The sequence below is a fragment of the Parasphingorhabdus pacifica genome, from assembly GCF_054779195.1.
In genome coordinates, this window is sequence record NZ_BAAGYS010000006.1 from 342,200 (window position 1) to 367,911 (window position 25,712).

General features: G+C 67.2%; 25 protein-coding genes and 1 tRNA gene. 20 read left to right on the plus strand and 6 right to left on the minus strand.

What is annotated here, in order from left to right; genetic code table 11:
- The first annotated feature begins 45 nt into the window (after nt 1-45).
- Genes ACYVAN_RS07700 through ACYVAN_RS07715 form a run of 4 tightly spaced genes read left to right on the plus strand, consistent with a single transcriptional unit; the run spans nt 46 to nt 3,963 of the window.
- Nucleotides 46-972: an ABC transporter permease gene (locus ACYVAN_RS07700; protein ID WP_460957157.1), complete on the plus strand. Its 927-nt coding sequence runs from the start codon at nt 46-48 to the stop codon at nt 970-972.
- Nucleotides 965-1,933 carry an ABC transporter permease gene (locus ACYVAN_RS07705; RefSeq protein WP_460957159.1) on the plus strand — a complete coding sequence of 323 codons (969 nt, stop codon included), beginning with the start codon at nt 965-967 and terminating at the stop codon, nt 1,931-1,933. The genes ACYVAN_RS07700 and ACYVAN_RS07705 overlap by 8 nt, the downstream gene beginning before the upstream one ends.
- Nucleotides 1,934-1,943: 10 nt before the next feature.
- Nucleotides 1,944-2,957, plus strand: a complete 1,014-nt coding sequence (locus ACYVAN_RS07710; protein WP_460957161.1) for an ABC transporter ATP-binding protein — start codon at nt 1,944-1,946, stop codon at nt 2,955-2,957.
- The gene (locus ACYVAN_RS07715; protein WP_460957163.1) at nt 2,950-3,963 is read left to right on the plus strand and encodes an ABC transporter ATP-binding protein; all 1,014 of its coding nucleotides are present in this window, start codon (nt 2,950-2,952) and stop codon (nt 3,961-3,963) included. The genes ACYVAN_RS07710 and ACYVAN_RS07715 overlap by 8 nt, the downstream gene beginning before the upstream one ends.
- Before the next feature lie 131 nt (nt 3,964-4,094).
- Here the strand turns inward: ACYVAN_RS07715 and ACYVAN_RS07720 are convergent, their stop codons facing one another.
- Both ACYVAN_RS07720 and ACYVAN_RS07725 read right to left on the minus strand, forming a co-directional pair.
- Nucleotides 4,095-5,576, minus strand: coding sequence for a S10 family peptidase (locus ACYVAN_RS07720; protein ID WP_460957165.1), 1,482 nt, complete (start codon nt 5,574-5,576; stop codon nt 4,095-4,097).
- A gap of 290 nt (nt 5,577-5,866) precedes the next feature.
- Entirely contained in the window at nt 5,867-8,527 is a 2,661-nt protein-coding gene (locus ACYVAN_RS07725) for a glycosyl hydrolase family 65 protein (RefSeq protein WP_460957167.1), read from the minus strand.
- Nucleotides 8,528-9,065: 538 nt separating this feature from the next.
- Here ACYVAN_RS07725 and ACYVAN_RS07730 point away from each other — a divergent pair.
- The 11 genes from ACYVAN_RS07730 to ACYVAN_RS07780 all read left to right on the plus strand — a co-directional run bounded on the left by ACYVAN_RS07730 (nt 9,066) and on the right by ACYVAN_RS07780 (nt 16,633).
- Entirely contained in the window at nt 9,066-9,827 is a 762-nt protein-coding gene (locus tag ACYVAN_RS07730; RefSeq protein WP_460957169.1) for a uracil-DNA glycosylase, read from the plus strand.
- Nucleotides 9,828-9,883: 56 nt separating this feature from the next.
- Nucleotides 9,884-10,165, plus strand: a complete 282-nt coding sequence (locus ACYVAN_RS07735; RefSeq protein ID WP_460957171.1) for a type II toxin-antitoxin system RelE/ParE family toxin — start codon at nt 9,884-9,886, stop codon at nt 10,163-10,165.
- Nucleotides 10,166-10,177: 12 nt separating this feature from the next.
- Complete coding sequence (locus tag ACYVAN_RS07740; RefSeq protein WP_460957173.1) at nt 10,178-10,477, plus strand: HigA family addiction module antitoxin; 300 nt, start codon at nt 10,178-10,180, stop codon at nt 10,475-10,477.
- A gap of 181 nt (nt 10,478-10,658) precedes the next feature.
- Nucleotides 10,659-10,856 (plus strand): hypothetical protein, encoded by a 198-nt coding sequence (locus ACYVAN_RS07745; protein ID WP_460957174.1) that lies wholly within the window; start codon nt 10,659-10,661, stop codon nt 10,854-10,856.
- Nucleotides 10,853-11,119: a type II toxin-antitoxin system death-on-curing family toxin gene (locus ACYVAN_RS07750; RefSeq protein WP_460957176.1), complete on the plus strand. Its 267-nt coding sequence runs from the start codon at nt 10,853-10,855 to the stop codon at nt 11,117-11,119. Before ACYVAN_RS07745 ends, ACYVAN_RS07750 begins: the two co-directional genes overlap by 4 nt.
- A 191-nt stretch (nt 11,120-11,310) precedes the next feature.
- Nucleotides 11,311-11,832 carry a GNAT family N-acetyltransferase gene (locus ACYVAN_RS07755; protein ID WP_460957178.1) on the plus strand — a complete coding sequence of 174 codons (522 nt, stop codon included), beginning with the start codon at nt 11,311-11,313 and terminating at the stop codon, nt 11,830-11,832.
- A 50-nt stretch (nt 11,833-11,882) separates the two neighbouring features.
- Complete coding sequence (locus tag ACYVAN_RS07760; RefSeq protein ID WP_460957180.1) at nt 11,883-12,473, plus strand: DinB family protein; 591 nt, start codon at nt 11,883-11,885, stop codon at nt 12,471-12,473.
- Between the two features lie 242 nt (nt 12,474-12,715).
- On the plus strand, nt 12,716-13,153 hold the full coding sequence (locus ACYVAN_RS07765) for a DUF6157 family protein (RefSeq protein ID WP_460957182.1): 438 nt from the start codon (nt 12,716-12,718) through the stop codon (nt 13,151-13,153).
- Between the two features lie 426 nt (nt 13,154-13,579).
- A complete protein-coding gene (locus ACYVAN_RS07770) occupies nt 13,580-14,902 on the plus strand; it encodes an NAD(P)/FAD-dependent oxidoreductase (protein ID WP_460957184.1) in 1,323 nt (440 codons plus the stop codon).
- A gap of 332 nt (nt 14,903-15,234) precedes the next feature.
- Entirely contained in the window at nt 15,235-16,410 is a 1,176-nt protein-coding gene (locus tag ACYVAN_RS07775) for an ATP-grasp domain-containing protein (RefSeq protein WP_460957186.1), read from the plus strand.
- 146 nt (nt 16,411-16,556) lie between these two features.
- Nucleotides 16,557-16,633, plus strand: a tRNA-Leu gene (locus ACYVAN_RS07780).
- A 205-nt stretch (nt 16,634-16,838) separates the two neighbouring features.
- Here ACYVAN_RS07780 and ACYVAN_RS07785 read toward each other — a convergent pair.
- A complete protein-coding gene (locus ACYVAN_RS07785; RefSeq protein WP_460957188.1) occupies nt 16,839-17,081 on the minus strand; it encodes a hypothetical protein in 243 nt (80 codons plus the stop codon).
- Entirely contained in the window at nt 17,078-18,007 is a 930-nt protein-coding gene (locus ACYVAN_RS07790; RefSeq protein WP_460957190.1) for a hypothetical protein, read from the minus strand. Before ACYVAN_RS07790 ends, ACYVAN_RS07785 begins: the two co-directional genes overlap by 4 nt.
- Nucleotides 18,008-18,327: 320 nt before the next feature.
- Here ACYVAN_RS07790 and ACYVAN_RS07795 point away from each other — a divergent pair, with 320 nt between their 5' ends.
- The 4 genes from ACYVAN_RS07795 to ACYVAN_RS07810 all read left to right on the plus strand — a co-directional run bounded on the left by ACYVAN_RS07795 (nt 18,328) and on the right by ACYVAN_RS07810 (nt 21,708).
- Nucleotides 18,328-19,494, plus strand: a complete 1,167-nt coding sequence (locus tag ACYVAN_RS07795) for an SRPBCC family protein (protein WP_460957192.1) — start codon at nt 18,328-18,330, stop codon at nt 19,492-19,494.
- Between the two features lie 3 nt (nt 19,495-19,497).
- On the plus strand, nt 19,498-19,869 hold the full coding sequence (locus ACYVAN_RS07800; protein ID WP_460957194.1) for a hypothetical protein: 372 nt from the start codon (nt 19,498-19,500) through the stop codon (nt 19,867-19,869).
- A gap of 117 nt (nt 19,870-19,986) precedes the next feature.
- Nucleotides 19,987-20,676, plus strand: coding sequence for a hypothetical protein (locus tag ACYVAN_RS07805; RefSeq protein WP_460957196.1), 690 nt, complete (start codon nt 19,987-19,989; stop codon nt 20,674-20,676).
- Between the two features lie 246 nt (nt 20,677-20,922).
- Nucleotides 20,923-21,708 carry an IclR family transcriptional regulator domain-containing protein gene (locus tag ACYVAN_RS07810; RefSeq protein WP_460957198.1) on the plus strand — a complete coding sequence of 262 codons (786 nt, stop codon included), beginning with the start codon at nt 20,923-20,925 and terminating at the stop codon, nt 21,706-21,708.
- Nucleotides 21,709-21,734: 26 nt separating this feature from the next.
- Here the strand turns inward: ACYVAN_RS07810 and ACYVAN_RS07815 are convergent, their stop codons facing one another.
- Entirely contained in the window at nt 21,735-22,721 is a 987-nt protein-coding gene (locus ACYVAN_RS07815; protein ID WP_460957200.1) for a zinc-dependent alcohol dehydrogenase, read from the minus strand.
- A 566-nt stretch (nt 22,722-23,287) separates the two neighbouring features.
- On the opposite strand from ACYVAN_RS07815, the gene ACYVAN_RS07820 reads away from it, so the two are divergent.
- Nucleotides 23,288-25,186: a bifunctional sugar phosphate isomerase/epimerase/4-hydroxyphenylpyruvate dioxygenase family protein gene (locus tag ACYVAN_RS07820; RefSeq protein ID WP_460957202.1), complete on the plus strand. Its 1,899-nt coding sequence runs from the start codon at nt 23,288-23,290 to the stop codon at nt 25,184-25,186.
- A gap of 96 nt (nt 25,187-25,282) precedes the next feature.
- On the opposite strand, the gene ACYVAN_RS07825 is transcribed toward ACYVAN_RS07820, so the two are convergent.
- Complete coding sequence (locus ACYVAN_RS07825) at nt 25,283-25,690, minus strand: arsenate reductase ArsC (RefSeq protein ID WP_460957204.1); 408 nt, start codon at nt 25,688-25,690, stop codon at nt 25,283-25,285.
- Nucleotides 25,691-25,712: the final 22 nt, after the last annotated feature.

Sequence of the window (25,712 nt, forward strand, 5' to 3'; positions counted from 1 at the left end):
CACGCGGTGGGCCGGACCCCGCGTCGCGTTCTGGAGGAGATTCACGTGGGGCGCTACGTACTGCGGCGCTTGCTGCAGCTCATCCCGGTGTTCATCGGGACCACATTCATCATCTACAGCCTGGTCTGGGCGTTGCCCGGCGATCCGTTCGCCGGGCGTTGCGGGGAGCGGCCCTGCCCACCCGCCTACATCGCGGAGATGACCGAGCAGTACAACCTGAACGACCCGGTCTACATCCAGTACTTCAAGTACCTCGGGCAGCTCCTGCAGGGCGACTTCGGTGAGACCTTCTCGGGCACCGCGGTGTCCGAGCTGATCTCCAACGCCTATCCGGTCACCATCCGGCTCGCGCTGGTCGCCCTGGTCATCGAAGCGCTCATCGGCATCGGCGCCGGCATCCTGACCGGCCTGCGCGGCCGCGGATTCACAGACAACCTGGTCCTGATGTCGACGCTGTTCCTGATCTCGTTGCCGGTGTTCGTCACAGGTTTCCTGCTGCAGGTCGTGCTGGGCACCCAGCTCGGCATCATCAACCCGAGCGTCAGCTCCCAGGCCACCTGGGGAGAGCTGATCGTGCCCGGCTTCGTGCTGGGCAGCCTGTCGATGGCCTACGTGGCACGGCTGACCCGCACCAGCCTGATGGAGAACCGGACCGCCGACTACGTGCGCACCGCCAACGCGAAGGGGCTTCAGCCGCGCCGGGTGGTGGGGGTGCACCTGCTGCGCAACTCGTTGATCCCGGTGATCACGTTCCTGGGTACCGACCTCGGAACTCTCATGGGTGGTGCCATCGTCACCGAGGGCATCTTCAACATCCGCGGTATCGGCGGGCTGACCTTCCAGGCGATCGTGACGAAGGAAGGCGCCACCGTCACCGGCATCGTGACCTTGCTGGTCATCGTGTACCTGCTGATGAACCTGCTCGTGGATCTGCTCTACGCGGTTCTGGACCCGAGGATCCGATATGACTGAGTCCCTGGAATCCGGGCCCCCCGCGACGGCGCCCGGCGAATCCCCGAGCACACCGCCCGCGGGAGAGCGCGGGAACTCCGCTGGGAAGCCGGAGAAGCCGCGCGGCCTGTGGGGAGATGCCTGGCACGATCTCCGCAGGCGGCCGATGTTCCTGATCGCGATGAGCATCATCTTCGTGCTGGTCGTGATGGCGATCTTCCCGCAGCTGTTCACCTCGATCGACCCGACGCACCAAGACCTGACCAGGTCCCGGGACACCCCGTCGTTCGATGCGTGGTTCGGCTACGACACCCAGGGCCGGGACATCTACGCCAGGACGATCTACGGCGCCCGCGCGTCGATCCTGGTGGGTGTCCTCGCGACGACGGCCACCGTGCTGCTCGGTTCGGTGGTCGGGCTGCTCGGCGGCTACTTCGGCGGGTGGCTGGACAGCCTGCTCTCCCGCTTCTCCGAGATCTTCCTCGGCCTGCCGTTCGTGCTCGGCGCCATCGTCATCCTCACGACGCTCGGCCCGCAGGGAGTGCCCAACCCGGCCAGGATCATCAGCCTGGTGATCCTGTCGATCTCGATCCTGTCCTGGCCGATCGCGATGCGCATCATGCGTTCGGCCGCGATCGCCGCCCGGCAGCAGGATTACGTCAAGGCGGCACGGGCGCTCGGGGCGGGCCCGGTGCGGATCATCCTGCGGCACATGCTGCCGAACTGCCTGGCACCGGTCCTGGTGTACGCCACTATCGCGCTGGGCGGATTCATCGGTGCCGAGGCGACGTTGTCGTTCCTCGGGATCGGCTTGCAGTCCCCGGTGGTGTCCTGGGGCGTGATGATCTCGGACTCCCGCGACTACATCTCGGCGGCCCCGCACCTGTTGTTCTTCCCCGCGGGCTTCCTGGTGGTGACGGTGCTGGCGTTCGTGATGCTCGGCGACGCCGTCCGGGACGCGCTCGACCCGAAGCAGAAGTAGGAGGACCGCTGTGTCTGCTGTGGACAACGAAACCGGCGGCTCCTCGCGGCTGCTGGACGTCGAGGACCTGCACGTGGAGTTCCGCACCCGGGAGGGCGTGGCGCAGGTGCTCAACGGTGTGAGCTATCACGTCGACCGGGGAGAAACCCTGGCGGTGCTGGGCGAATCCGGCTCCGGAAAGAGCGTCACCGCCCAAACCGTGATGGGCATCCTGGACACCCCGCCCGGGGCGGTGACCGGCGGGTCGATTCGGTACCAGGGCGAGGACCTGCTCACCGCCAAGCCGGAACGGCACCGCGAACTGCGCGCCGACTCGATAGCGATGATCTTCCAGGACGCGCTGTCGGCGCTGAACCCGGTCTACACCGTCGGGTTCCAGATCGCCGAGCAGCTCCGCCTGCGGCGGGGAATGTCCCGCAAGGACGCCACCGCCAGGGCGGTCGAACTGCTGGACATGGTGAAGATCCCGAACGCCAAGCAGCGCGTGAAGGAGTTCCCGCACCAGTTCTCCGGCGGTATGCGCCAGCGGGCGATGATCGCGATGTCGCTGGCGCTGGACCCGGATCTGCTCATCGCCGACGAGCCGACCACCGCGCTGGACGTGACCGTGCAGGCCCAGATCATGGACCTGTTGGACGACCTGCGCCGCGAACGCGGCATGGGGCTGATCCTCATCACCCACGACCTCGGGGTCGTCGCCGAGGTGGCCGACCGGATCGTGGTGATGTACGCGGGGCGGATCGTGGAGTCCGCCGACGCCCACGCGCTGTACAAGCAGCCCGGGCACCCCTACACCGAGGGGCTCATGCGGTCGATCCCGCGACTCGACCTCAAGGGCCAGGACTTGGACACGATCGAGGGCCTGCCCCCGAACCTGATGAACATCCCGCCGGGTTGCCCGTTCCACCCGCGTTGCCCCCGCGCCGAGGACAAGTGCCGCGAGCAGGTGCCCGAGAACCACCGGTTGGGGCTGGGTCGGGTCAGCGCCTGCCACTTCGCGGAGGAGTTGATGAGCCGTGACTGAGTCGAACCCGGAACCCATCCTGCAGGTGCGCGACCTGGTCAAGCACTTCCCGGTGACCCAGGGCGTGCTCTTCAAGCGCACCATCGGCCACGTGCGGGCCGTCGACGGGGTGTCGTTCGACCTGAACCGGGGCGAAACGCTCGGCGTCGTCGGCGAGTCCGGCTGCGGCAAGTCGACGCTCGCCCAGGTGCTGATGCGGTTGGAGAAACCGACCAGCGGCACCGCGACCTTCGAAGGTCGCGACATGTTCAAGATGCGCGGTGCCGAACTGCGCAAGCTGCGCCGGGACATGCAGATCGTGCTGCAGGATCCGTACACGTCGCTGAACCCGCGGCGGACGGTTGGCGACATCGTCGGCGAACCTTTCGAGATCCACCCGGAGGTGGCACCGAAGGGCGACCGGCGGCGCAAGGTGCAGGAGCTGTTGGACGTGGTGGGGCTCAACCCCGAGCACATCCACCGCTACCCGCACCAGTTCTCGGGTGGTCAGCGCCAGCGCATCGGTATCGCCCGCGCACTGGCGCTGAAACCGAAGGTGCTCGTCTGCGACGAGCCGGTGTCGGCACTGGACGTCTCGATCCAGGCGCAGGTGATGAACCTGCTCGGTGACCTGCAGCAGGAGTTCGGCCTGTCGTACGTGTTCATCGCCCACGACCTCGGCGTGGTGCGCCACCTGTCGAACCGGGTGGCGGTGATGTATCTGGGCAAGGTCGTCGAGGTCGGCACCGACGAGCAGATCTACGAACATCCGCAGCACCCGTACACGCAGGCGCTGCTGTCGTCGGTCCCGGTTCCCGACCCGTCGTTGCGCGGCAAGCGCGAGACCATCCGGCTCAGCGGGGACGTGCCGAGCCCGGCGGACCCGCCGTCGGGCTGCCGTTTCCGCACGCGTTGCTGGAAGGCGCAGGACATCTGCGCCGAGCAGCAGCCCGAGCTGGAGGTGCGGCTCGGCGATCACCCCTCGGCCTGCCACTTCGCCGAGGAACGCGGCCACGTCGTTTCCTGAACCGCGCACCGGTGGGTGCGGTGCGAGTCACCGCACCCACCGGCGCGCGTCGGGCCGATCGCGGGAGAACCAGCCGCTGGCCACTCCGGGTTCGACGCGGAAAGCGGCTCACGCCGCTCGTGAAACAGGCTCTACGGGTGGTCGGGCGTGACGAAGTCCGCGAGGTCGGCGGCCTGCTTGATCCGGGACGGTTCGTGCACGTACATCATGTGCCCGGCCGGGTAGTAGCGGACGTCGATGTTCGCCCGCAGTTCGTCGGGGACGGCCAGCTGGGCGAGCGTGTGCTCGGCCGCGAAGTACGGCGTGGCGCCATCGGTGTGCCCGGCCCCCACGTGCACGCGCAGGTGCGGATTGGTGCGCATCGCGGTGGCGAGCTTGTCCGTCGCGGTGACGTGCGCCCCCTCGAACTCCTTGTACGACCAGGGCTGCACCCGCGGGCTGAGCACTTCGTAGGGCAGGTCGTTGGCGTAGTCCAGTTCGGACCGCAGATAGTGGTTGATGGCCGCCGAGTACGCACCACGGATTCCGGAAACGCTGGGGTCGTCGGTGAAGTGTTCGGCGGCGGCGTCCGGTTCCCAGCCGGTGAACCGGCCGTCCATCCGGCCCACGGTCATCCGCCGGTCCCGCAGCAGCTCGCTGAAGAAGCGCAGGTGCTCGATGCGCAGGTTCGCCCGGTCCACGTAATCCTCGGAAAGCCCGGTGAGCCGCGCGGTTCGCCGCACGATGTCGGCGCGTTCGTCGGCGGTCAACCGGGCGCCGCGCGCCAGCGCCCACGGGTAGTCCCCGGCCGCGAAGTCCTCGGCCTCGTCCAGGACGTCCCGCAGTGCGCGGTCGCCGTGTTTGCCGTGGTGGTGCGCGACCGCCGCGTAGGTCGGCAGGAACATCGAGTACGGCAGGTCGTTGCCTTCGGTGAACCGGATCGTGCTCATGTCCAGCACCATCGAGATCAGCATCAGGCCGTTGAGGTACAGGCCGTGCCTGCTCTGCAGATATTCGGCCAGTGCAGAGGCCCGCAGCGTCCCGTAGGACTCACCGGCGAGGTACTTGGGGGAGAGCCACCTGCCGTTGCGGGTGGTCCAGAGCCGGATGACCTCGCCGACCGATTCGATGTCGCCCTGGTAGCCGTGGAAGTCGCCGGGCTGCCCGCCCTCGACGGCGCGGGAGTAGCCGGTCGACACGGGATCGATGAACACGAGGTCGCTGTGGGCCAGCAGCGTCTCGGGGTTGTCGGTCATCCCGTAGGGCGGCGCGGCCAGGTTGCCGACGTCACCGGAGACGACCCGGCGGGGCCCGAGCAGCCCGAGGTGGACCCATACGCTGGAGGAGCCGGGGCCGCCGTTGAACGCGAAGGTGACCGGCCGGTTTCCCGGCTCGGCGTGATCGGCGACGTAGGAGGTCAGGAACACCTCGGCCTTGGGCTTGTGCCCCTCGAACTTGCCGTCGGTGTGGACCTCCTCGCGCAGCACCACCCGCCCGGTGGTCGCCGTGTACGACAGTTCGGAACCCTTCACGCTGATGGTGTGATGGGTGCTGACCAGGTCGTCGGTCGGCTCGGCAGATGTGGTCGTGCTCTGCGGCTCGGCGTTGTCGGTCTTCTCCTCGCTGGCTGCCATATCCCGTACTTTACGTGCCGGTCGTGTCCGGTCCGCGCGTGTTCGGCCTGGAAAGGAGTGCGTGATCCCGACACTCGTGGACGCTCCGATCGAGGCGTGGCGGCCGACGGCGCGACGGACCTCGCCGAGCTGAATGCGCGGGTGGCGCGCTGCACGGCGTGGGCTCCGGAACGCTAACGGCCGGCCGGGCCACTGCCAATGCCACGACGCGGTCAGGGCAGCTGTTATTGCCCTGAGCGCGTCGGCGATCTCCGCAGGCCGGGTCAGGCAGGTCTGACCCGGTCCGTTGATCAGAGCACTTCGAGCTCGCTGAGCCCGGCGTGCTGCGGCCCTTCGGGGCCGGTCATCTCGACCCGCACGTAGCGTGCGAGATGGTTGTCCGGAAGGTCTGCGGGGACCTCGGTGTAGTGCTTCCCGTCGACCGAGGTCGACAGCCGGAACGAGGTCGGGGCGGTTTCGGTCCAGTGCGGTGCGATCTGCGAAATCTGCTGCGGAGCACCCAGGTCGAACGTGGCAGTCCCCTGCGTGCCGTTCAGAATCCACGGCGTCGCGGAGCTTCCGTCGACAGCCGCTTCGACGTAACGTCCCGGTTCCTCGCTCGTGGCCACGGCCGCTTTGCACCGCGCCACGTTGTCGGTCGGAGCCAGGTCGGGCCGACGGGTCTTCAGCATCAGCGGGTTGGCCTCGCTGACCACGTGCTCGCCCTGCGGTCCCTGCACGGTGAACGGTTCGCCGCTGCGCAGGTTAACGGTGGTTTCATGGCCACCGATCCGCACGTCGAAGGTTCTTCCCTGCCACTGCAGACCGGTCAGCTCGACGCCGTCGGACAGCTGGGGAGGCAGCATCGGGTCGAGCACCACTTTGTCGCCGCGCCAGCGCATCCCCGTCAGCCCGTGGGTGAAGACCTGGGTGTATCCGCCGGCTCCGGTCAGGAAGTTGAACGTCGGGGCGCCCGCGCCCTCACCCGCTCGTTCTCCGCGTGCTTCGGAGAACTGCGCGAAGGGGGCCTTCACGAACGGCTCGATAGACCGGTTGAGGTAGGTGTTGGTCGCACAGCCCGGTTCGCCGATTTCGGCTGCGTCGATGGCGTGCGCCGAGTCGGTCATCGCCGGACCGTCCGGGTCGGTGCGCGGCGCGTAGTGGTCGAGCGTGTTCTTCGCGACCTCCCTCGGCATGGGCCATTCGAGCGGGTACTGCAGGAGAACCGCATCGGCCTGCTTGATCTGCTGGTCCTGGTAGCCGTCGTACTGCTGGAACGCCTGCTTCTGATGGTCGAAGGGCATGCGTAACCCGTTGGCGATGGCATTCCATTCGGGCGGAGCTTGTTCTCCGAGCTGCTGCGCGGCCGTCGTGGCGTTGCGCAACGCCGTGGCGGCCCCGGCGTTGGTGAAGACGCCGTCGTCGACGCCGTTGCTGTACTCGTCCGGCCCGGCGACGTTGTTGATCGAAAAGCTGCCGTCGGGGTTCGGGGTGACTCGTCCGGCCCAGTACTCGGCGATGTTGCGCAGGACCGGCCAGCCGTGCTCGCGCAGCCACTTCCGGTCACCGGTGGCTTGGTAGTACTGCCACGTGGCCAACGCGATGTCGCCTTGTAGGTGGTTCTGGGTCAAGCAGTGGGGCGGGTCCCAGCTGTGGCAGTCCTGCTGCAACCTTCCGGTATCAGCACTGGTCCACGGGTAGAACGCGCCCTCGGCCCCGATTTCCCGGGCGTTCTGCTGGGCTGCGGGCAACATCTTCTCCCGGTAGGCGACGACCGAGCGGGCGATGTCCGGGTGCTGCAGGAGCAGGCTCGGGTACATCCACAGTTCGGTGTCCCAGAAGTTCAGGCCGGCGTAGTTGTCGCTGCTCAAGCCGGAGGGCGCGACGCTGAAGTTCTGGTCCTTCCGGATGCTCGAGAGGATGGCGTACTTGCTGGAACGCAACGACTTCTGCAAGTCCGGGCGACCTGGGACGCGGATATCGCTTTCCCACAGTTCCTTCCAGCGCGCGGCGTGCGTGTCGAAAAGCTCGTCCCAGCCTCGATCCGTCGCATCACGCGAGGCCCGCACGGCCGCCTTCTCGTGTTCGGGCGTGGTCACCTCCGTGTCGACGCCCACGAACTTGCTGAACTCGTAGGTCTTGCCCCGTTGGACCGGGAACTGGAACTTCTGCGTCGCACCGAGCCCGTCGACGTGCTGTTCCGGGGCGCCGCGCATCCCTTCCGGAGCCTTCATCGTCGAGGCGACGGTTCCCTTCGCACCGACACCATCGGTTTCGAACCCGACTCGCACGGTCTCGCCCTCGACCTTGCTTTCCGTCGGGTGCATCCGGCGTGCTCCAGCGCCGTCGAGTGCGCCGGTTACCTCTGCCTGCCCCTCCCAACGCGGGGTGATTCGCACCCGAACCGCACCGACGTGTGGGTTCGCGCGGTCGGCCACGACCTCGTATTCCAAGTCGGTCGCCTTGCCGTCGGGCGTCGTCCAGGTCAACGATGTTCGCAGCACCCCGCATTGCACGTTGAGCGACTGCCGGAAGTCGGAGATCTGCTCGTGCGGCGTTTGCGGCGAATACACCTGGTCGCCCGTACCAACGGTGAGTGTGGACCAAGTCGGAATGGCCGCGATCGCGTGGCGGGGCTGGTCGCTCTGCGAACTGGGGCCCTCGCCGTAAAGACCGGCGACGAAGGCTCCGTCGTAGCGAGGTGTCTCCAGTGGAAAACCCGTCTTCTCGCCGGTGGCGACGTACCCCGCCCCTGTGGGGGGCACGCGCTGCGACAGGTAACCGTTGCCCACGAACGCGTGCTTGGTATAGGCCGGGTCGAACTCGTCGGTCGACATCTCCCAGGACTGGTCGGTCGCGCACTGCGGCGACGGCGGTTCGACGGCTCGGGCTTCAGGGGCGGGTGCGGCCGTGGTCGTCATGACGAGCAGAGCGCCACCGGCAAGACAACAACTGGAACGATACAGTGACATTTACTCACCTCTTGTTCGGCTCAGGCGAATAAGCGAGGATCATGCTGTGAACGCGTTCACGCGTCAAGATGCAAGAATGTGTTCAGTTGACGGTGTTTCCGATCACTCCGGCAGAACATCACCGCTGGTGATTGGTTGCTCCGATCAACCATGCGATCGCCGCACCAGTGGAGCCGGGCGGGGCGTCTTGATTTTCCTTTCTGGCGGGAATTCGGCGAGTTCTGCGTTTCTCCGGTTTCGTTCCGCGGTCGGATCCGCGAGTGATGCGCTTCGACAGTGCCTGGCTGCGCAGTGCTGCGATGGGCTCGCATGCTTTGCGCGAGACCTCGGCAGGGGCGGCCGGTCACGCGGCATTGCCAGTGTGCCGGTGTAATGGGTGCTGATCAGCTCGTCGGTCGGCTCGGCAGCCATGCTCGTACGCTGCGACTCGTCGTTGTCGGTCTTCTCCTCGTCGGCTGCCATGCCCAGCACTTGACGTGCCGGGCGAATCTGACCCGTGTGGGTTCGGCCCGCGCGGATTCGGTTTGGAAAGGGGCTCGTGATCTCGAAACTCGTGGACGATCCGATCGAGGACCCTGGTGAGGCGGCCGGAGGTGCCGCGGATCTGGCCGAGCTGGATGCGCGGGTGTCGCGCTGCACGGCATGCCCCCGATTGGTCGAGTGGCGCGAAGAGGTGGCGGAGGTCAAGCGCGCCGCGTTCCGCGAAGAGCGGTACTGGGGGAGGCCGGTGCCGGGATTCGGCCCGGCGGACGCGTCGATCGCCATCGTGGGGCTCGCTCCCGCCGCGCACGGCGCCAACCGCACCGGGCGGATGTTCACCGGAGACCGCTCGGGGGATGTGCTGTACCGGGCGCTGCACGAGGTCGGCCTGGCCTCGCAACCGACTTCGCACCACATCGGTGACGGGTTGGAGCTGCACGACACCCGGATCACCGCGCCGGTGCACTGCGCGCCGCCCGCGAACAAGCCGACGCCGGGGGAGCGGGACGAATGCAGGCCGTGGTTGAGCCGGGAGCTCTCGCTGCTGCGGCCGACGTTGCGATCGATCGTCGTGCTGGGCTCCTTCGGCTGGCAGGCGCTGCTTCCGGTGCTGCACTCCACCACCTGGGAGGTGCCGAGGCCGCGTCCGAAGTTCGGTCACGCCGCCGAGGCGGTGCTGCCCGCCACCGATGGTGGCGCCGAGCTGCACCTGATCGGCTGTTACCACGTCAGCCAGCAGAACACCTTCACCGGCAAGCTCACCCCGGCGATGCTGCGCGAGGTCTTCGAGCAGGCGAGGGACCTGGCTGGAGTGAAGTGAGGTGCGGCACTTCGGGCGCATAACGGTTGCCGTTAATAACGTGCTACGTTAAACTCATGCTGCGATCTTTCGCTGACAAGGAGACCGAGCGTGTATGGCAACGACAGCGTTCGCGGGTTCTCGATCAGAAAGTTCAGCGGGCGGCTCTGCGCAAACTCGCCATCCTTGACGCGGCGGAGGCCGTGGAGGACCTGCGGATCCCTCCGGGAAACCGACTGGAGAAGCTGAGTGGAGATCGAGCTGGTCAGTACAGCATTCGCATCAACCAGCAGTGGCGCATCTGCTTCAAGTGGACGTCGGCTGGCCCGGAGAGCGTCGAGATCGTGGACTACCACTGAAGGGAGCTGAGGATGTCTGACGAGTTCGTCATGCCTCCGGTTCACCCCGGGGAAGTTCTGGCCGAGGAGTACTTGGAGCCGCTCGGCGTCACCCAGCACCGGTTGGCCGTGGCGGTCGGCGTACCACCACGCCGGATCAACGAGATCGTGCATGGCAAGCGCGGCATCTCGGCTGACACCGCCTTGCGGCTGGCCCGCTACTTCGGGACGTCCGAGGGGTTCTGGCTCAACCTGCAAATCCGGTATGACCTGGAGCGGGCGAAGGACCACCTCGCCGGGACCCTCGACCGGATCCAGCCGTTGACGGCATGATGCGTTGCGGCCTCCGGCTCACTCGCCGGCTGGGCCGGCAATGAGTTTCCGCGCCACGTCGAGTTGCCAACACATTCACCGGCAAGCTCAACCCGGCGATGCTGCGCGACGTGCTGGAGCAGGCGAAGGCGACCGCGGGCGGGTAAGAACTCCCGGTCGCGGTATCAACCGCGATACCCCGATGACCTTACGACTGTCGGATGCCGAGACAGATGCGTTGCGCCGACGTGCCGAACTCGAGCACCGCTCGATGCAGGATGTCGCCAAGCAGGCGGTACGTGAGTACGTGGAGAACCGCAGTCGAGCTGAGCTGCTCGACCAGGTGCTCGACGAAGAGCTGCCGCGCCACGCCGAAGTGTTGGAGCGGCTTGGCCAGTGATCTACCTGCGGTTGACCGAACTGATCCACGTCGCCGAGCGAACACTCGGCAGCGGGTTCGAGGTCCGCGATCACGGCTTGCTCGAGTCGGCGCTCGCGCGACCGCGCACTTCGGTGTTCGGTGCGGATGCCTATTCAAGCCTGGAGGAGAAGACGGCGGCGTTGTTGCATTCGATTGCCGGCAACCGTGCGCTCGTCGACGGAAAATGCGCTTGGCATTGGCCGCGACAATCGCGTTTCTCGGTGTCAACGGAAAGCGGCTGACCTTCTCCAACGACGAGGCGTACGACTTCATCATCGCCGTGGCTTCCGGTGAGCTCGACGATGTTCCCTCGATTGCTGCCCGAATCAGGCAGGCGGTCGAGCCTCGCTGACCAGTGCAGCGATGGACGTCGGGCGAAACGCCGGAGTTCCATTGAGATCGATCGTCGTTGTACGGAGGGGGGGCGAGCATCGTGATCCGTCGCGCTCGAGGTGATGACCTGCCAGTCCTGCGCGACATCGAGCGAGCAGCGGGCGCACCCTTCCGGAACCTCGGCATGGACGCCATCGCCGATGATGATCCTCCGAGCATTGAGGACTTGAGCGCGTTCCAGCAAGCCGGTCGGGCCTGGGTTTTCGCTGATGAACACGATCACCCTGCGGCCTACCTGCTTGTGGCCCCGGTTGACGACTATGCGCACGTCGAGCAGGTTTCCGTGCATCCCCGTCGCGCCCGGCAGAGACTCGGTAGACAGCTGATCGATGTCGCTGACGCTTGGGCCGCACAACACGATCTTGTGGGCTTGACGCTCACTACCTACGTCGAGGTGCCCTGGAACGCCCCGTACTACGAACGGCTCGGGTTTCGCACCATGACCCACGGGGAACTGACCGGTGGTCTTCGCTCCCTCCGCGATCAAGAAGCGGCCAGAGGGCTGGACGCTTGGCCACGCGTGACGATGCTGCGCCTACATGAGCCCGGATCCCGCCGCTGACGGCGTATGAGTACCTCGAGCCGTCGGTGCCGGGTGGAAGGGTGTCCGCCATGACGACATCGGATCCCAAGGCGGACCTCCACTGGTACTTGCAGGTCGCCCGCGAATCCCTGCTGTGGAAGCTCGAAGGGCTCTCGGAATACGACATCCGCCGCCCGCTGACCCCCACGGGGACCAACCTGTTGGGAATCATCAAGCACGTGGCCAGCTGCGAGGTGGGCTATTTCGGTGTGGTCTTCGGGCGACCGTTCGCAGAATCGTTGCCCTGGTTCGAGGAGGACGCTGACCCGAACGCGGACATGTGGGCGACCGCCGACGAGTCGCGTGAACGCATCATCGACTTCTACCACCGGGCGTGGGCACACGCGGACGCGACGATCGAGGCGAACGAGCTGGACGGGGTCGGTCGCGTGCCGCACTGGCCGGACGACCGGAACGAGGTGACCCTGCACCGGGTCCTCGCGCACATGATCGCGGAGACCCATCGGCACGCCGGGCACGCCGACCTCGTCCGGGAGCTCATCGACGGCGTGGTCGGGCTGTGGGACGGCAACGACAACATTCCGCCGGGCGACCGGGAATCGTGGGAGAGCTACCGGAATCGACTGGAACGGGTCGCACGGGAAGCAGCCCAGGACTGAGCACGTCCGCCAACCGCCCGAGCAAGCGGCGACGCCGGGCGCGAACCGAGCATGCATGCGACTGCCCTCGGCCGCTTCGAGGGTGCGCAGCTCGCGACTGCGACGGCGCGGCAGATGGGCTACGCCTGGCAACGCTGACGGAGCACCAGCCGCTCGTGTTGATGCCCAGCCGCACGCACGGGGTCCCGGCCGCTCGTGTCAGGCTGCGGGCGGTCGTCGGGAGATGCGACTACCGTCGCGGCATGGAGCGAGTGGACTACGCGGACACCTTCATCGCGGTCGCCGAGGACAGCGTGGCGGAGAAAGCGACCGCACCGCCGCTCAACCCGGAGAACCCGTCGATCGCGGCACGCACCTACCGCATGCTCGTCGACCACCCCTACGAGTTCACCTCCGGCGACGTCATCTTCACCGTGTACGCCGACCGCAACGGGATTCCGGAGGTGGACCGGGCGATGATGCGGGCCGAGTTCTACTCGACGAGCCGTGCCTGCCTGCGTTCGTCCGACCTGCCGAAGCGCTACGGGTGGGGGGTCCACGCCGACTCGTCCTGCCGGTTGGCGCTGTACGGGGTGGGGACCGAGGAGTACGCCGAATTCGTCTCCGGACGGCGACGGAGCGAAGCAGGTGAATCGATCACCGTGACGCGGGCCATGCGCGGCTCCCGCCGGGCCAGCTGATCCGTTCCCGGGACGGCTGGGTCGATATCATCGCTGGTCGGGACGCTGATGCGTCGTTCGGTGTCGGCGATTTCGACCGAACCGGGTAGGCGGTTGGGGCCGGTGGCGCGGTGGCTGGTCGAAGAAGTGGGCGCGATGGCGGCACAGTGCGCCGCGAAGTTCAGGTAGAGTGGCGATCACCCGCGGAGTTGATCCGCTAGAGGCATTGGTCCCGGATGGGTCCCGGATGGGTCCCGGATGTGGTCGGCTGTCTACCGATCCGGCCCCAGGAGTGGGTGAGCGGACCGACCGCCGACACCAGGGTGCGCACGCAGTGCGTTCGCTTGTGCACCTTGCGTAGGAGTGATCAGCGCCACCGGCGACTGGCGTCACATTTGGGGGGGTCTGTGCACCATTGGCAGAGCCAATGGTGCGACCATGTGCGTCATGGCTGGTAAATCCGAACCCACCCGGATTCTCATCCTCGGCGGCGGTTACGTAGGCATGTACACGGCGCTGCAGCTTCAATCGAAGCTCGGCCGTCGGGAAGCTTCCGTGACGGTCGTTGATCCTCAGCCGCACATGACCTACCAGCCGTTCCTTCCGGAAGCGGCCGCGGGTTCCGTCGAACCCCGCCACGTGGTAGCGCCACTGCGACGAGTGCTCAAGCGGTGTCACGTCATCACCGCGAGCGTCACCGAGATCAAGCACGCCGACAAGGCCGTGACGATCGAGAACCCGCAGACTGGTCCAGAGACCCTGGAGTACGACGTCCTCGTGGTCGCACTGGGGTCGGTCCCGCGTCTGCTGCCCATCCCCGGCCTGGCCGAACAGGGGGTCAGCCTCAAGACCGTTGGTGAGGCGATCTACCTGCGCAACCACGTGCTGGCGAAGATGGACGCGGCGGCGAACACCGACGACCCCGAGCTGCGCAAGCGACTGCTCACCTTCACCTTCGTCGGAGGTGGTTTCGCCGGTGCCGAAGCCCTCGCCGAGTTGGAGGACATGGCGCGCTACGCGACCCGCCTCTACGAAACGATCACGCCCGAGGACATGAGCTGGGTCCTCGTCGAGGCCGCCGGGCGAGTGATGCCCGAGGTCAGCGAGAAGATGGGCGTGTACGTCGTCAAGGCGCTCGAAGAGCGCGGGATCAAGATCTACCTGAACACCTTCCTCAAGTCCGTCGAGAACGGCCACGCCGTGTTGTCGGACGGCACCGAGTTCGACACGGACACCCTGGTGTGGAACGCGGGTGTGAAGGCCAACCCGGTGATCAAGAACAGTGATCTGCCGGTCGACGAGCGCGGCCGGGTCCGGGCGACCTCACACCTGCAGGTCGAGGGCTTGGATGGCGTGTGGGCCGCAGGCGACTGCGCCGCGGTTCCGGACCTGTCCAAGGCCGACACCGAACCCAACGCCACGTGCGCTCCCTCCGCGCAGCACGCGGTCCGGCAGGCCACCCAGCTCGGCAAGAACATGCTGTCCAGCCTGCGGGGAAAGAAGACCGGCGAATACCGGCACGCCTACGCGGGCTCGGTAGCCGGGCTCGGGCTCTACAAGGGCGTGGCCGACGTGTACGGCTTCAAGGCCAAGGGTTTCGTGGCGTGGTTCATGCACCGCACCTACCACGTCAGCAAGATGCCCACGTTCAACCGGAAGCTGCGCATCATCATCGACTGGACGCTGGCGTTCCTGTTCAAGCGTGAGGCCGTGTCGATGGGGCAGATTCAGGACCCGAAGGCCGACTTCGAGAAGGCCGCCGCGAGCTGACATCCGCTCGCCGAGGCCGCCTGCACTCTCGGGAGGGCGTGCCGCATGTCGAGGGGTATGGCATGCGGTGCGCCTATGACACCAGGTGAGCCTGCTCTGTGCAGGCGACGTGATCGCCCTCTATTCTTGACATTCGGTAGCCGATACTCGAAGACTGTAGGTGCGTCTTCACCTGAAAGTATGTCTGTGGCTCGGAAAGGGGTGAATCCCTTGACGCTGAAGGAACTGGCGGCCTTGTTCCGTGCGGGAGAAGTCCAGGAAGGGCCCATCGCCGAGTTCGCCGCGGACTACCGGAAGGCCGCGCAGGTCTTCCGCAAGAAGGACGACTGACCATGCGCGAGGCCGAGGGGCCGTCGGAGCAGTCGGCGCGCCCGTTCGGCTCCTCCGGGGTGGGTGACGGTTCTCCAACATCCCCGGCGATTCGTCCCGCCCCGCTGCTCCTGCAGGGGCAGGACTACTTCTTCCGCTCTCCCAACGACAGTCTCGACTTCCAGGAGCGCATGCACCGCGCGGGCATGGTCGACGACCGTGCGGAGGATCCCGTTCCCTGCGTGCTCGTGCTGGCCCGCGCCGCCGACATGGAGATGGACGAGCTTTCGCTGGCCCTGGCCGAGCGGAACATCCGGATGATCCGGGTCGACGCCGACCGCTGCATGGAAGCCGCCCTGACCGTCTACACCGACGCGCCACTGATCGAGTTCGAGCGGTGGCTGCTTCGGCCGCTGCTGGTCTGGCGGCGGCACTTCGACATCAGTGCGCTGCGGGCGGACCCGACGACCGTGCACGGGGCCTACGTGCGGGAGCAGTGGACGGCGGTGGCGAACTGGCTGTCCCGCCGTTCGGACTGGCAGCAGGTGAACCCGATCCGGTCCGGCGACCAGCTGGATCGCCTCACGCAGCTCTCCGACGCGGCCGCGTTCGGATTCCGGGTCCCGCGCACCGCGGTGACCACGCGTCCCGGCCGCAACCGTCCCGGCGGGGGCCGCTGCATCATCAAGACCGCAGGACACCACCTGCTGGAGCCCGACCCGGGGGCGTTGCGGGGGTTGTTCCCGCAGCCGCTGGACATTCGCCGGGAGGACGACGCGCGCGAACCCGCGCCGGTCCTGGTCCAGCAGTACGTGGAGTCCGACCACGAGTTGCGAATCTTCGTGGTGGGCGACGAGGTGATCGGCTACCGGGTGGACAAACTCGATCCCGCCCAGCTGTGGGTCGACCCGGACGCGGTTGTGGTGGAACGGGTCGAACTGCCCGCCGACGTGGCGGAACGGGCGCTCGCGTTGTCCCGGCACTGGGGCCTGCACGTGGTCGCGCTCGACCTGTTGGTCGCCGGCGGCGAGCACGTGTTCCTCGAGGTGAACGTGAACTGCGACTGGCGGTGGTTCGAACACCGCGCCGGCTGCTCGGCGGTCTCCGAGACGGTCCACTCGTGGTTGGGCGACCGGTTCGAGGAGCTCGCCGGTTCGGGGGCCGGAGCCGCACCGAACTCTCGGCGAGGTGGGGAATGAGGTTGCGGAACACCGACTGCCGCCGCTTACCTTTGATCAACGCTACTGCTCCGCCTGGTGGATTCCAATTGGAAGGAACCAGTTGCAGAGTCGGTGCGTCCGAGAGGTAGTGAGTTCTCGCCCGAACCGGTGAGCTCATCACCAGCGCCCCCGTAGCCCAACGGGCAGAGGCAGACGACTTAAAATCGTCCAAGTGTCGGTTCGAATCCGACCGGGGGCACCAGCAGTAGGATCTTCACCAGCGAAAACGCCTCTCGTCGTGTGATCGGTGAGCGGCGGGGTCTCAGTTTGAGTCTCAGTTGTTCCTGTTGGATGGGGGCTGAGAGGCCACAGTCCGGGGTGTCTCAGCCCGCTCGTTCGACCACAGCAAGCCTCCCGACCTGATCGGCGATTGCTAGCTCGGTGGAGGCAAAGTTCGCGGACATTGATCAAGGGTCTTCGGGTCGCTCGACAATCCTTGATCGGATCCGGTAGTCGACCCGGATGTGCCGGTAGGTGACGTTGTTCTCGACGCTGTCGGGCAGGCCGCGACGCACGCTTCCCGACGCGGAGTCGCGCTCGGGATGCCCGAAGAACTCGACGTGCGACTCCGGCGCTTCGGAGAAGCGCAATTCCTCGGCCTGTACCACTGCGACGAAGTCGATGTCCGGCTGCTCGCGCCGTGCGGTCATCGCGATTGCTCCCGACGCGATGACCGCGGCCGCTGGGAACGCTCCTCGGAACTCGACCTTTTCTTGCCTGTACGGTCAGTCGTCTTTCCCCCCGACTGTGCCGCGCCACCGGTCGCCTTGCCGGTCGCGGTGCGTGCGGTATCGCCGACGTCTTCCGCCGCCTTCCCCGCGCCCTCACCCACGTTCTCGGTGGCACTGCCCGCACCTTCGCCGACCTCGCTGACCGCGCTGCCGGCGCCTTCGCCGACGTTTTCGGCTGCGCTGCCCGCGCCTTCGCCAACCTCGCTGACCGCGCTGCCGGCGCCTTCGCCGACCTCGCTGACCGCGCTGCCGGCGCCTTCGCCGACGCTCTCGGCCGCGCTCCCGGCGCCCGCGCCGACCTCGCGAACCGCGCTGCCCGCACCTTCGCCGACGTCCTCGACCGCGCTGCCGGCACCTTCGCCGACGTCCTCGACCGCGCTCCCGGCGCCCGCGCCGACCTCGCGAACCGCGCTCCCGGCACCTTCGCCGACCTCACGCGCCGCGGCTCCGAGCCCCTGCGTCAGGTTCTCCAGGATCTGCGGGTTCCGATCGATGGTCTTGAGAACGCGTTCCAGGATGCCGGCGACGTTGTCGAGCCGGACCTTCAGCAAGGCTTGCGCCTCCACACCCTTGATCTCCAAGGCGACCCGGCCGAGGTAGACGTCCGCTCCCACGTTGAGCTTGACCAGGTCCAACACCTCGGCCTGGAGCGAGACCTTCGCTCGGAGATTCTCGACTTCCAGGCTGATCTCATCGACCTTCAGGTTCGGCACATCGAGCAGGACATCGGGCTCGTCGCTGTTTCTGACGGCCGTCTCCGCATCGTCCGGCCCCGAATCGCCTTCGCGGTCTCCCCGGTACCGCTCTTCGTCACCGTTCCGATCGAACTCCGTCTCGTCGGCCATGGCGCTACCCCTCTTCGCACTGGCCCCCATCTCCCGAGAGGCTGCTGCATTACAGCGGCTGAAAGCCAGGAAAACACAGGTCACGAGGGCACGCTGGCCGCAGTGGGCGCATGCGCGAGAAGAGACATCGTCTGTTCGCCACCGAAATGCCAGCTCGTGGGGAACGGCCGCCGATGCGGAGGTTTGGTACGGACACCCGGGGGAAGTCACCGAGAAGGGACCGGAATGCCGGGAAGTCGGTTGGCTATGGCGAGGACCGAGCCCATGCCCACGATGTAGCGGAGACCGGACTCCGCGGCCAACCCGCCGGATGTGGAGGGATGACGATGCTCGAGACCGGCGAGAAACAAGGGTCGATGCGCAGCGTGCTGAACGAGTTGCCGGTCGATCCGCTCAAGAAGGCAGGCCAAGAGCTCGTCGACGCCCTCATCTCCCGGGCGGTGGGCTCGATCGACACCAAGGTCACCGCATTGACGGAGCGGCTCACCGATGTCGCCGAGGGCAGCGGTACCGGACTCGTGAGTGCGATCACGGGCAAGGAGCAGAAGAGCGGCGAGCAGGAAAAGAGTGGCGAGCAGGAAAAGACCGGTGGTCTCTCCCGCCTCACCTCCGGGCTGAGCAGTGGTGCGAGCAAGGCGACGGACACGGTCAAGCAGGCCGTCGGCGGTGGTGGGGGTCAGAGCGACAGTGGTGAGAAGGGCAGCAACGGTGGTGGCGGTGGTGGCAGTGGTGGGGGCGGCAGTCCGAAGGTCGTCAACATCATCGAGGAGTTCGACGTGGGGTTGCCGCTACGGGTCGCCTACGACCAGTGGACGCAGCTGCAGGACTTTCCCACCTTCACCCGCAAGGTAGAAAGCGTCGACCAAGAATCCGACGAGAAGGTCAACTGGAAGGCGCAGATCTTTTGGTCCCACCGCAGCTGGGAGTCCACGATCACCGAGCAGGTTCCCGATGAGCGGATCGTGTGGCGTTCCACCGGGTCGAAGGGCTCCGTCGACGGGGCCGTGACGTTTCACGAGTTGGCGCCGACCATGACGCGGATCCTGATGGTGCTGGAGTACCACCCTGAGGGGTTCTTCGAGAAGACGGCCAACCTCTGGCGCGCTCAGGGGCGTCGCGCGCGTGCGGACTTCAAACAGATCAAGCGGCACATGATGACCCAGACGATCCTCGAGCAGGACGAGACCGAGGGTTGGCGTGGCGAGATCCGTGATTCGGAGGTCGTCAAGAGTCACGAGGAGGCGCTCCAGGAGGAGGAGAGCTCCGGCGACTCGGAGAGCTCCGGCGACGAGCAAGAAGACCGCGACGAGCAAGAAGACCGCGACGAGTACGAGGACCGCGACGACTACGAGGACGAAGAGGACCGCGACGACTACGAGGACGAAGAAGAGCGCGACGACTACGAGGACGAAGACGAGCGCGGTGACGGTGCGGAGCCGGACACCGGTGAACGCCGCGAACCAGCACGATCAGGAAGAAGAAGGTGACCCATGCTTGCCCGCGCTGGACGCCAAGGCGGCGGTATTCTCCGCAGAGCCTTCGCCGCGCTGGCCAGCAAGGTCCGCGGGTGGGTCAACAGGATCGTCGGTACTGTCGCGGAGAGCGTGAATGCCCTGCCTGGCATCGGGCAAGCCCTCTCCGCAGCAGTACAGGGCCGCTCCCCGTTGTGGGAAGGACTCAAAGGTGCTGTGGCAAATCTGAGCCGCGCCACCAAGGCGACCCTGCTCGTCGGGGGTGCCATCACCCTCCTACTCGGCCCCGTCGTGCTCGTGCTCCTGCTCCTGGCCGCGCTCATCGCCTGGATCGTCACAGCCCTGCGACCACACCAGAAGAGCGAGACCACCCGCCCGCGGACCTCCTAGAGTCGAGGCCCTACCCGCTCGAACCCGGACGTTTGACCTGTTTTGACGCGGTGGAGTGGTGGGCATTCCTGCGACAGCCGGAACGGGACGGCGCGTGGGGGCTAGCGGGAGGTTGCGATGTCGATGCTGAGGACGGCGATCGCGGTGGCCATCGGCTATGTGCTGGGGCGCACACGCAGGATGAAACTGGCTATCACGGTGGCCGGCATGCTGGCGGGTCGGCGATTGTCGCTTGATCCGAAACAACTCCTTCAGCAGGGCAGCAAGCTGTTGGACTCCTCCCCGGAGCTACAACAGCTCAAGAACAAGGTCACCGGCGAGCTCGGCGAGCAGCTGCTAAGAGCAGCCGTCAACGTGGCCACGAGCGCAGCCACCAACCGGGTCGATGCCATGGCAGACAAGATCCGGGGCGGTTCTGCCACCGAGACGGCCGAGGCCGCGGGCACCGCAGGTAAGGAAGCGGCCGAAAAGGCAACGGGCACCGTCACCGAGAACGCCCCCACCGGCACGTCCCGGTCGTCTCGCTCGGCCGAGCCGGAATCGAGCGGCGAGGACGAGTACGCCGCGGAGGAGCGGGGCGAGTCGTCCTACGCCGAACAAGACTCCGACGAGGACGAAGAGCGCGCCGAGCAGGACGAGGACGTGGACGAGCAACCAACCGAGGAGAGCTCCCAGGCCGGTGGCCGGAAGGCTCCCCCGCAGCGCCAGACCGAGCGTGCCAGCTCCTCGCGGCGTCCGCGGCGACCGCGACGCCCGGAGAGTCCCGGAAAGGGTTCGGAACAACGGTCCCCGCGTACTGGTCGTTGACGCGTTCGACTACGGACAGGCCTGGTCATAAGCCGGTCGAACCAGCATGTCGAGGTCGGACACACCCGCCGAGCCGATGCTTCGGCGATGGGCACCAAGGTTCGCACCAGAGAAACGCCGCCCATCGGATGCTCGGTGAGCGGCGTGGTCTCGGTGAGCGGCTCGTTTCCGGCCGGTGGCGAGCGAGCGTGCCCACATGTCGCCATCCCCGCCGGCATTAGGGTGCGGGTGTGGAGCGATGTGCTGATGGCTGAGGAACGCGGAGAGCATTTCGTCAAGTCCTTCGAGCGAGGCCTTGCGGTGCTGCGGGCGTTCTCCGCCGAACGCCCCGCGCTGACGCTCACCGAGGTGGCGGAGGATGCGAACCTGACCCGTGCGGGAGCGCGGCGGTTCCTGCTCACCCTCGTCGACCTCGGATACCTGCGCGCGGAAGGGCGCAAGTTCACCCTGGCGCCCCGGGTGCTGGAGTTCGGCTACGCCTACCTGTCCGGACGTCCGCTGCCCAAGCTGGCCGACCCGCACCTGCACCGGCTCGCCGAGGAGCTGCGGGAGAGCACGTCCGTGGCGGTCCTGGATGGCGACGACATCTACTACGTCGCGCGGGTCCCCAGTTCCCGCCTGCTGTCGGTGGCGATCACGGTCGGCACCCGGTTCCCGGCGCACGCGACTTCGATGGGAAAGGTGCTACTTGCGGGCTTGTCCGAGGAGGAACTCGACGCGCGCGTGGCGCGGATGGAACTCACCAAGCTGACCGCGCGCACCATCACCTCGGCCACCGAGCTGCGCGCCGAGATCCAGCAGGTGCGGGCGCGGGGATGGGCCGTTTCGGACGGTGAGCTGGAAGAAGGTCTGCACGGGGTCGCCGCCCCGCTGCGGGACCGTTCGGCCCGCGTCGTCGCGGCGGTGAACGTCTCACTGCAGACCCACACGACGGACGATGCGACGGTTCGCCGCGAGATCGTGCCGTCGTTGCTGGCGACCGCTTCCCGGGTCGAGGCCGACCTCAACCTGGCCCCCGCTTCGCTGCTGTAGGCGGGTACGCGGGGAGTCCGGTGCGCTCACGGCCAGGTCGACAGGTCGATCCAGGACTTGCCCGGGATCTCGCGGGCCGCGGCGAGGGCGCTGTCCGCGTCGGCCGCCATCGCGCCCGCCTGGATGATCCGTTCCGGGTGCACCAGGCTTTCCTCCAGCGACGCCCGAGTGTGGGCGAAGTCGTGCGGGTGGTCGTAGATCAGCGCACCGCGCAGGGTCAGCTGGCGCTGCACCACCTCCTGGGTCACCAGGGGGTACGGCCGGGAGCTCTGACCGATGAGGGTCACGGTCGCGGTCTTGCCCGCCGATCGCACGGCGTCGTGGAACCCGGGCTCCACGCCGGAGGACTCGAAGACGTGCGGGTACTGGCGGTCGGGTTCGTCGCCGGCAGCGGCCGCGCCGAGGGAGAGCGCCAGCGCGAGGCGACCCTCGTGCGGCTCGCTGACCACCGGGTGCGCCCCGACCGCGAGCAAGCTCAGGCAGAGCAGCAGTCCCTGTGAGCCCGCGCCGATGACCAGGCACCGGTCGCCCGCGTTCACACCGGCTCGACGCACGGCCCCTTGGGCGACCGCGAGCGGTTCGAAGCACACCAGGCGTTCGACCGGCCATTCGGCTGGAACGGGCCAGCTGAAGCGTGCGGGGACGGCGGCGTACTCGGACAGCAGTCCCGGCTCGTTGATGCCGAGAATGCCGCGGTCGTCGCAGGCGGACGTGCGTCCGGCCAGGCACCACTCGCATTTCAGGCAGCAGTAGTTCGGCTCGATGACGACCACCTCGCCGACGTGCCGGTCGGTCACGCGGGAGCCGATCGCGACGATCTCCCCGCAGCCTTCGTGCCCCATGACCCAGGGCATCGACGCGGGTTCGCGCTTGCCGTCGTAGACCGTGAGGTCCGAGCCGCACAAACCGACACCGCGCATCCGGACGACGACGTCGTCGTCCCCGCAAACCGGGTCCGGCCAGTCGTGCACGACCTCCAGCGTTTGGGGAGAGGTCAGGGTGACGGCCTTCATCGGAGTGCTCCTCGCTGGGCTGTGCGGCGGGATTCCCCAGTGGCCGCGTCCGGGTGCGTGCAGTGGAAGTGTGTCGTATGGCGGACACCGCTTCCGAGTTCACCCGGTTCGTCGTGGTCTAGTTCGTAATACGCACAAAAGTTCTTATAGTGAACAATGTAGTGACCTCGTGGAGGTCAGTCAACGAAGCTCGACCCCAGGAGGGCGATCCGGGGTCTCATGACGGTGCGGTGGGTCGGCGTTTTCAACCGTGCCTCGTGTACTGCTCGGCGTCGGATGCTGTCTCATGCTCGGTGTCGCCGGGCATCCGGTGGGGTGTGCAGGTGATTGGGCTTGGTCGTGGTCGAGCTCGCGGACGTCTCCGAGGGTGGATGTTGACCCCGCTTCTTCCCGGGCTTACCTTGCTTGTGCGTATTGGTAACAAGTGTGCGTAATGCGAACACGTGGTGCGAGCGCCAATCAGGCAGTGAGGCCATCTCCGGCAACTCGGCACCGACCTGCCGTTGCTGCCCCGGCCCGTCGCTCGCTGGGCGAGACCACCCTCATCTCCGGCAGGAGCAATCCCGATGAACCAGTCAGGTTTTCGACAGTCCCCGAGTGGCGACCCGAAGCTGTCGATCGCCACGGTGTGCCTGTCCGGCACGCTCGAAGACAAGCTGGCGGCAGCCGCGAACGCCGGGTTCGGCGGGGTCGAGATCTTCGAGAACGACCTCATCGCCTCCCCGCTGAGCCCACCCGAGATACGCGAGCGCTGCACCCACCTCGGGCTGTCCATCGACCTCTACCAGCCGTTCCGGAACTTCGAGGCCGTACCCGAGGACATCGCGGCGGCCAACCTGCGGCGCGCGGAACACAAGTTCGACGTGATGGAACAGCTCGGAACCGACACGATGCTCGTCTGCTCGTCGGTGTCCCCGGAAGCCGTGGACGACGACGATCTCGCGGCCGAACAGCTGCACACCCTCGCCGAGCGCGCCGGGCGTCGAGGACTGCGCATCGCGTACGAAGCGCTTGCTTGGGGACGATTCGTCAACACCTGGGAGCATTCCTGGGAGATCGTGCGGCGCGGCGACCACCCTGCCCTGGGAATCTGCCTGGACAGCTTCCACATTCTGTCCCGGACCTCCGAGACGTCCGGGATCAGGGACCTGCCCGCCGACAAGCTGTTCTTCCTCCAGCTGGCCGACGCGCCCCGCCTGGACATGGACGTGCTGCAGTGGAGCAGGCACCACCGGCTCTTCCCCGGCCAAGGAGCCTTCGACCTGCCCGAATTCCTCGGTCACGTGCTCGCGGCGGGATACGCGGGCCCCCTGTCGCTCGAAGTCTTCAACGACGTCTTCCGGCAGGCCGATCCCGACCGGACCGCCGTCGACGCGATGCGTTCGCTGCTCGCGCTGGAGGAACGGCTGCCGAGCGGCTCCGAGCGCGAACGAATCGAGCCGACCAACCCGCCCGGGCCACCGGAACTGTCCGGCCACGCCTTCACCGAACTGGCGGTCGACGGCGTCTCCGGTCCACGCGTGGCATCGGCGCTGAGCGCACTGGGATTCGCACACACCGGCCAGCACCGCTCCAAACCGGTGCAGCTCTGGGAACAGGGCAGCGCACGAGTGCTGCTCAACGCGGCCATCGTCGGACCGGAAGAACCCGGGGTCGCCGCGATCACCGCGTTGGCGGTGGAGAGCGCTGATCCGACCAGTTCGGCCCAGCGCGCGGAGGCGTTTCTCTCGCCCGTGCTCCCGCGCACCCGAGGATCTTCGGAAGCCGACCTGTCGGCGGTCGCCGCGCCGGACGGCACCGCGGTCTTCTTCTGCCGCACCCGCGGTGACGGCAGCTGGCCTGCCGACTTCATCCCCACCGGGGCCAAGGGGGCGGACGGCCCGACCGGGGCCGGCCTCACGCACACCGACCACGTGGCACTCGCGCAGCCCTTCGACCACTTCGACGAGGCCGGACTGTTCTACCGTTCGGTGCTCGGCTTGGAGTCCGTGCACGACAGCGAGTTCGCTGCGCCGTTCGGCCTGGTGCGCAGCCGGGTGCTCGGCGAACCCGGTGGCCGGGTGCGCATCGTGCTCGACGGCACGGTGCTGCGTCGGGGGAACTGGGCACCGGGAGTCCCGGACCCGCAACACATCGCGTTCGCCACCGAAGACGTCTTCGCGAGTGCGCGGACGATGCGGGAACGCGGCGCCCCACTGCTCCCGGTGCCCGACAACTACTACGACGACCTCGACGCCTGCTACCGGCTGTCCCCGGCACTGCTGGCCGCGATGCGGGAATGCGACGTGCTCTACGACCGCGACGAGCACGGCGAGTTCTTCCACTACTACACGGAGGTGCTCGGATCGCGGGTGTTCTTCGAGGTCGTCCAGCGAGTCGACGGCTACGCCGGGTACGGATCGGCCAACGCGCCCGTGCGCATGGCGGCCCACCGCCACCTCCGCCGGGGCACTGCCCGGGACTGAACATCGGCACTCGGGTGCGAGCAAGGGAACTTTTCTCTCAGATGTGAGAGAAAGGTTCCCTTGCTGCATGCGATGCAGCGGGTGGTGCTCGGCCGATCACCTGTCGTCGAGGAGCTCGGTCAGCAGCGTGCGCACGCGGGCGTCGATGTCGTCGCGGACCTTGCGCACCTCGTCTGCCGATTTGCCCGCCGGGTCGTCGAGTTCCCAATCGAGGTAGCGCTTGCCGGGGAAGACGGGGCAGGCATCGCCACATCCCATGGTGATCACGACGTCGGCTGCTTCGACCGCCTCGTTGCTGAGGGGCTTCGGAAACTCCCGCGAAAGGTCCAGGCCCAGTTCGGACATGACGATCACCACCGCGGGGTTCACCGCGTCGGCGGGCGACGAACCGGCGGAGCGAACGGTGACCCGGCCTTCCGCGTGGTGGTGCAGCAGTGCGGCGGCCATCTGCGAGCGCCCGGCGTTGTGCACGCAGACGAACAGGACCTCGGGGGCGGATGCCAACAGGACTCCTCGGTGCAGGCGG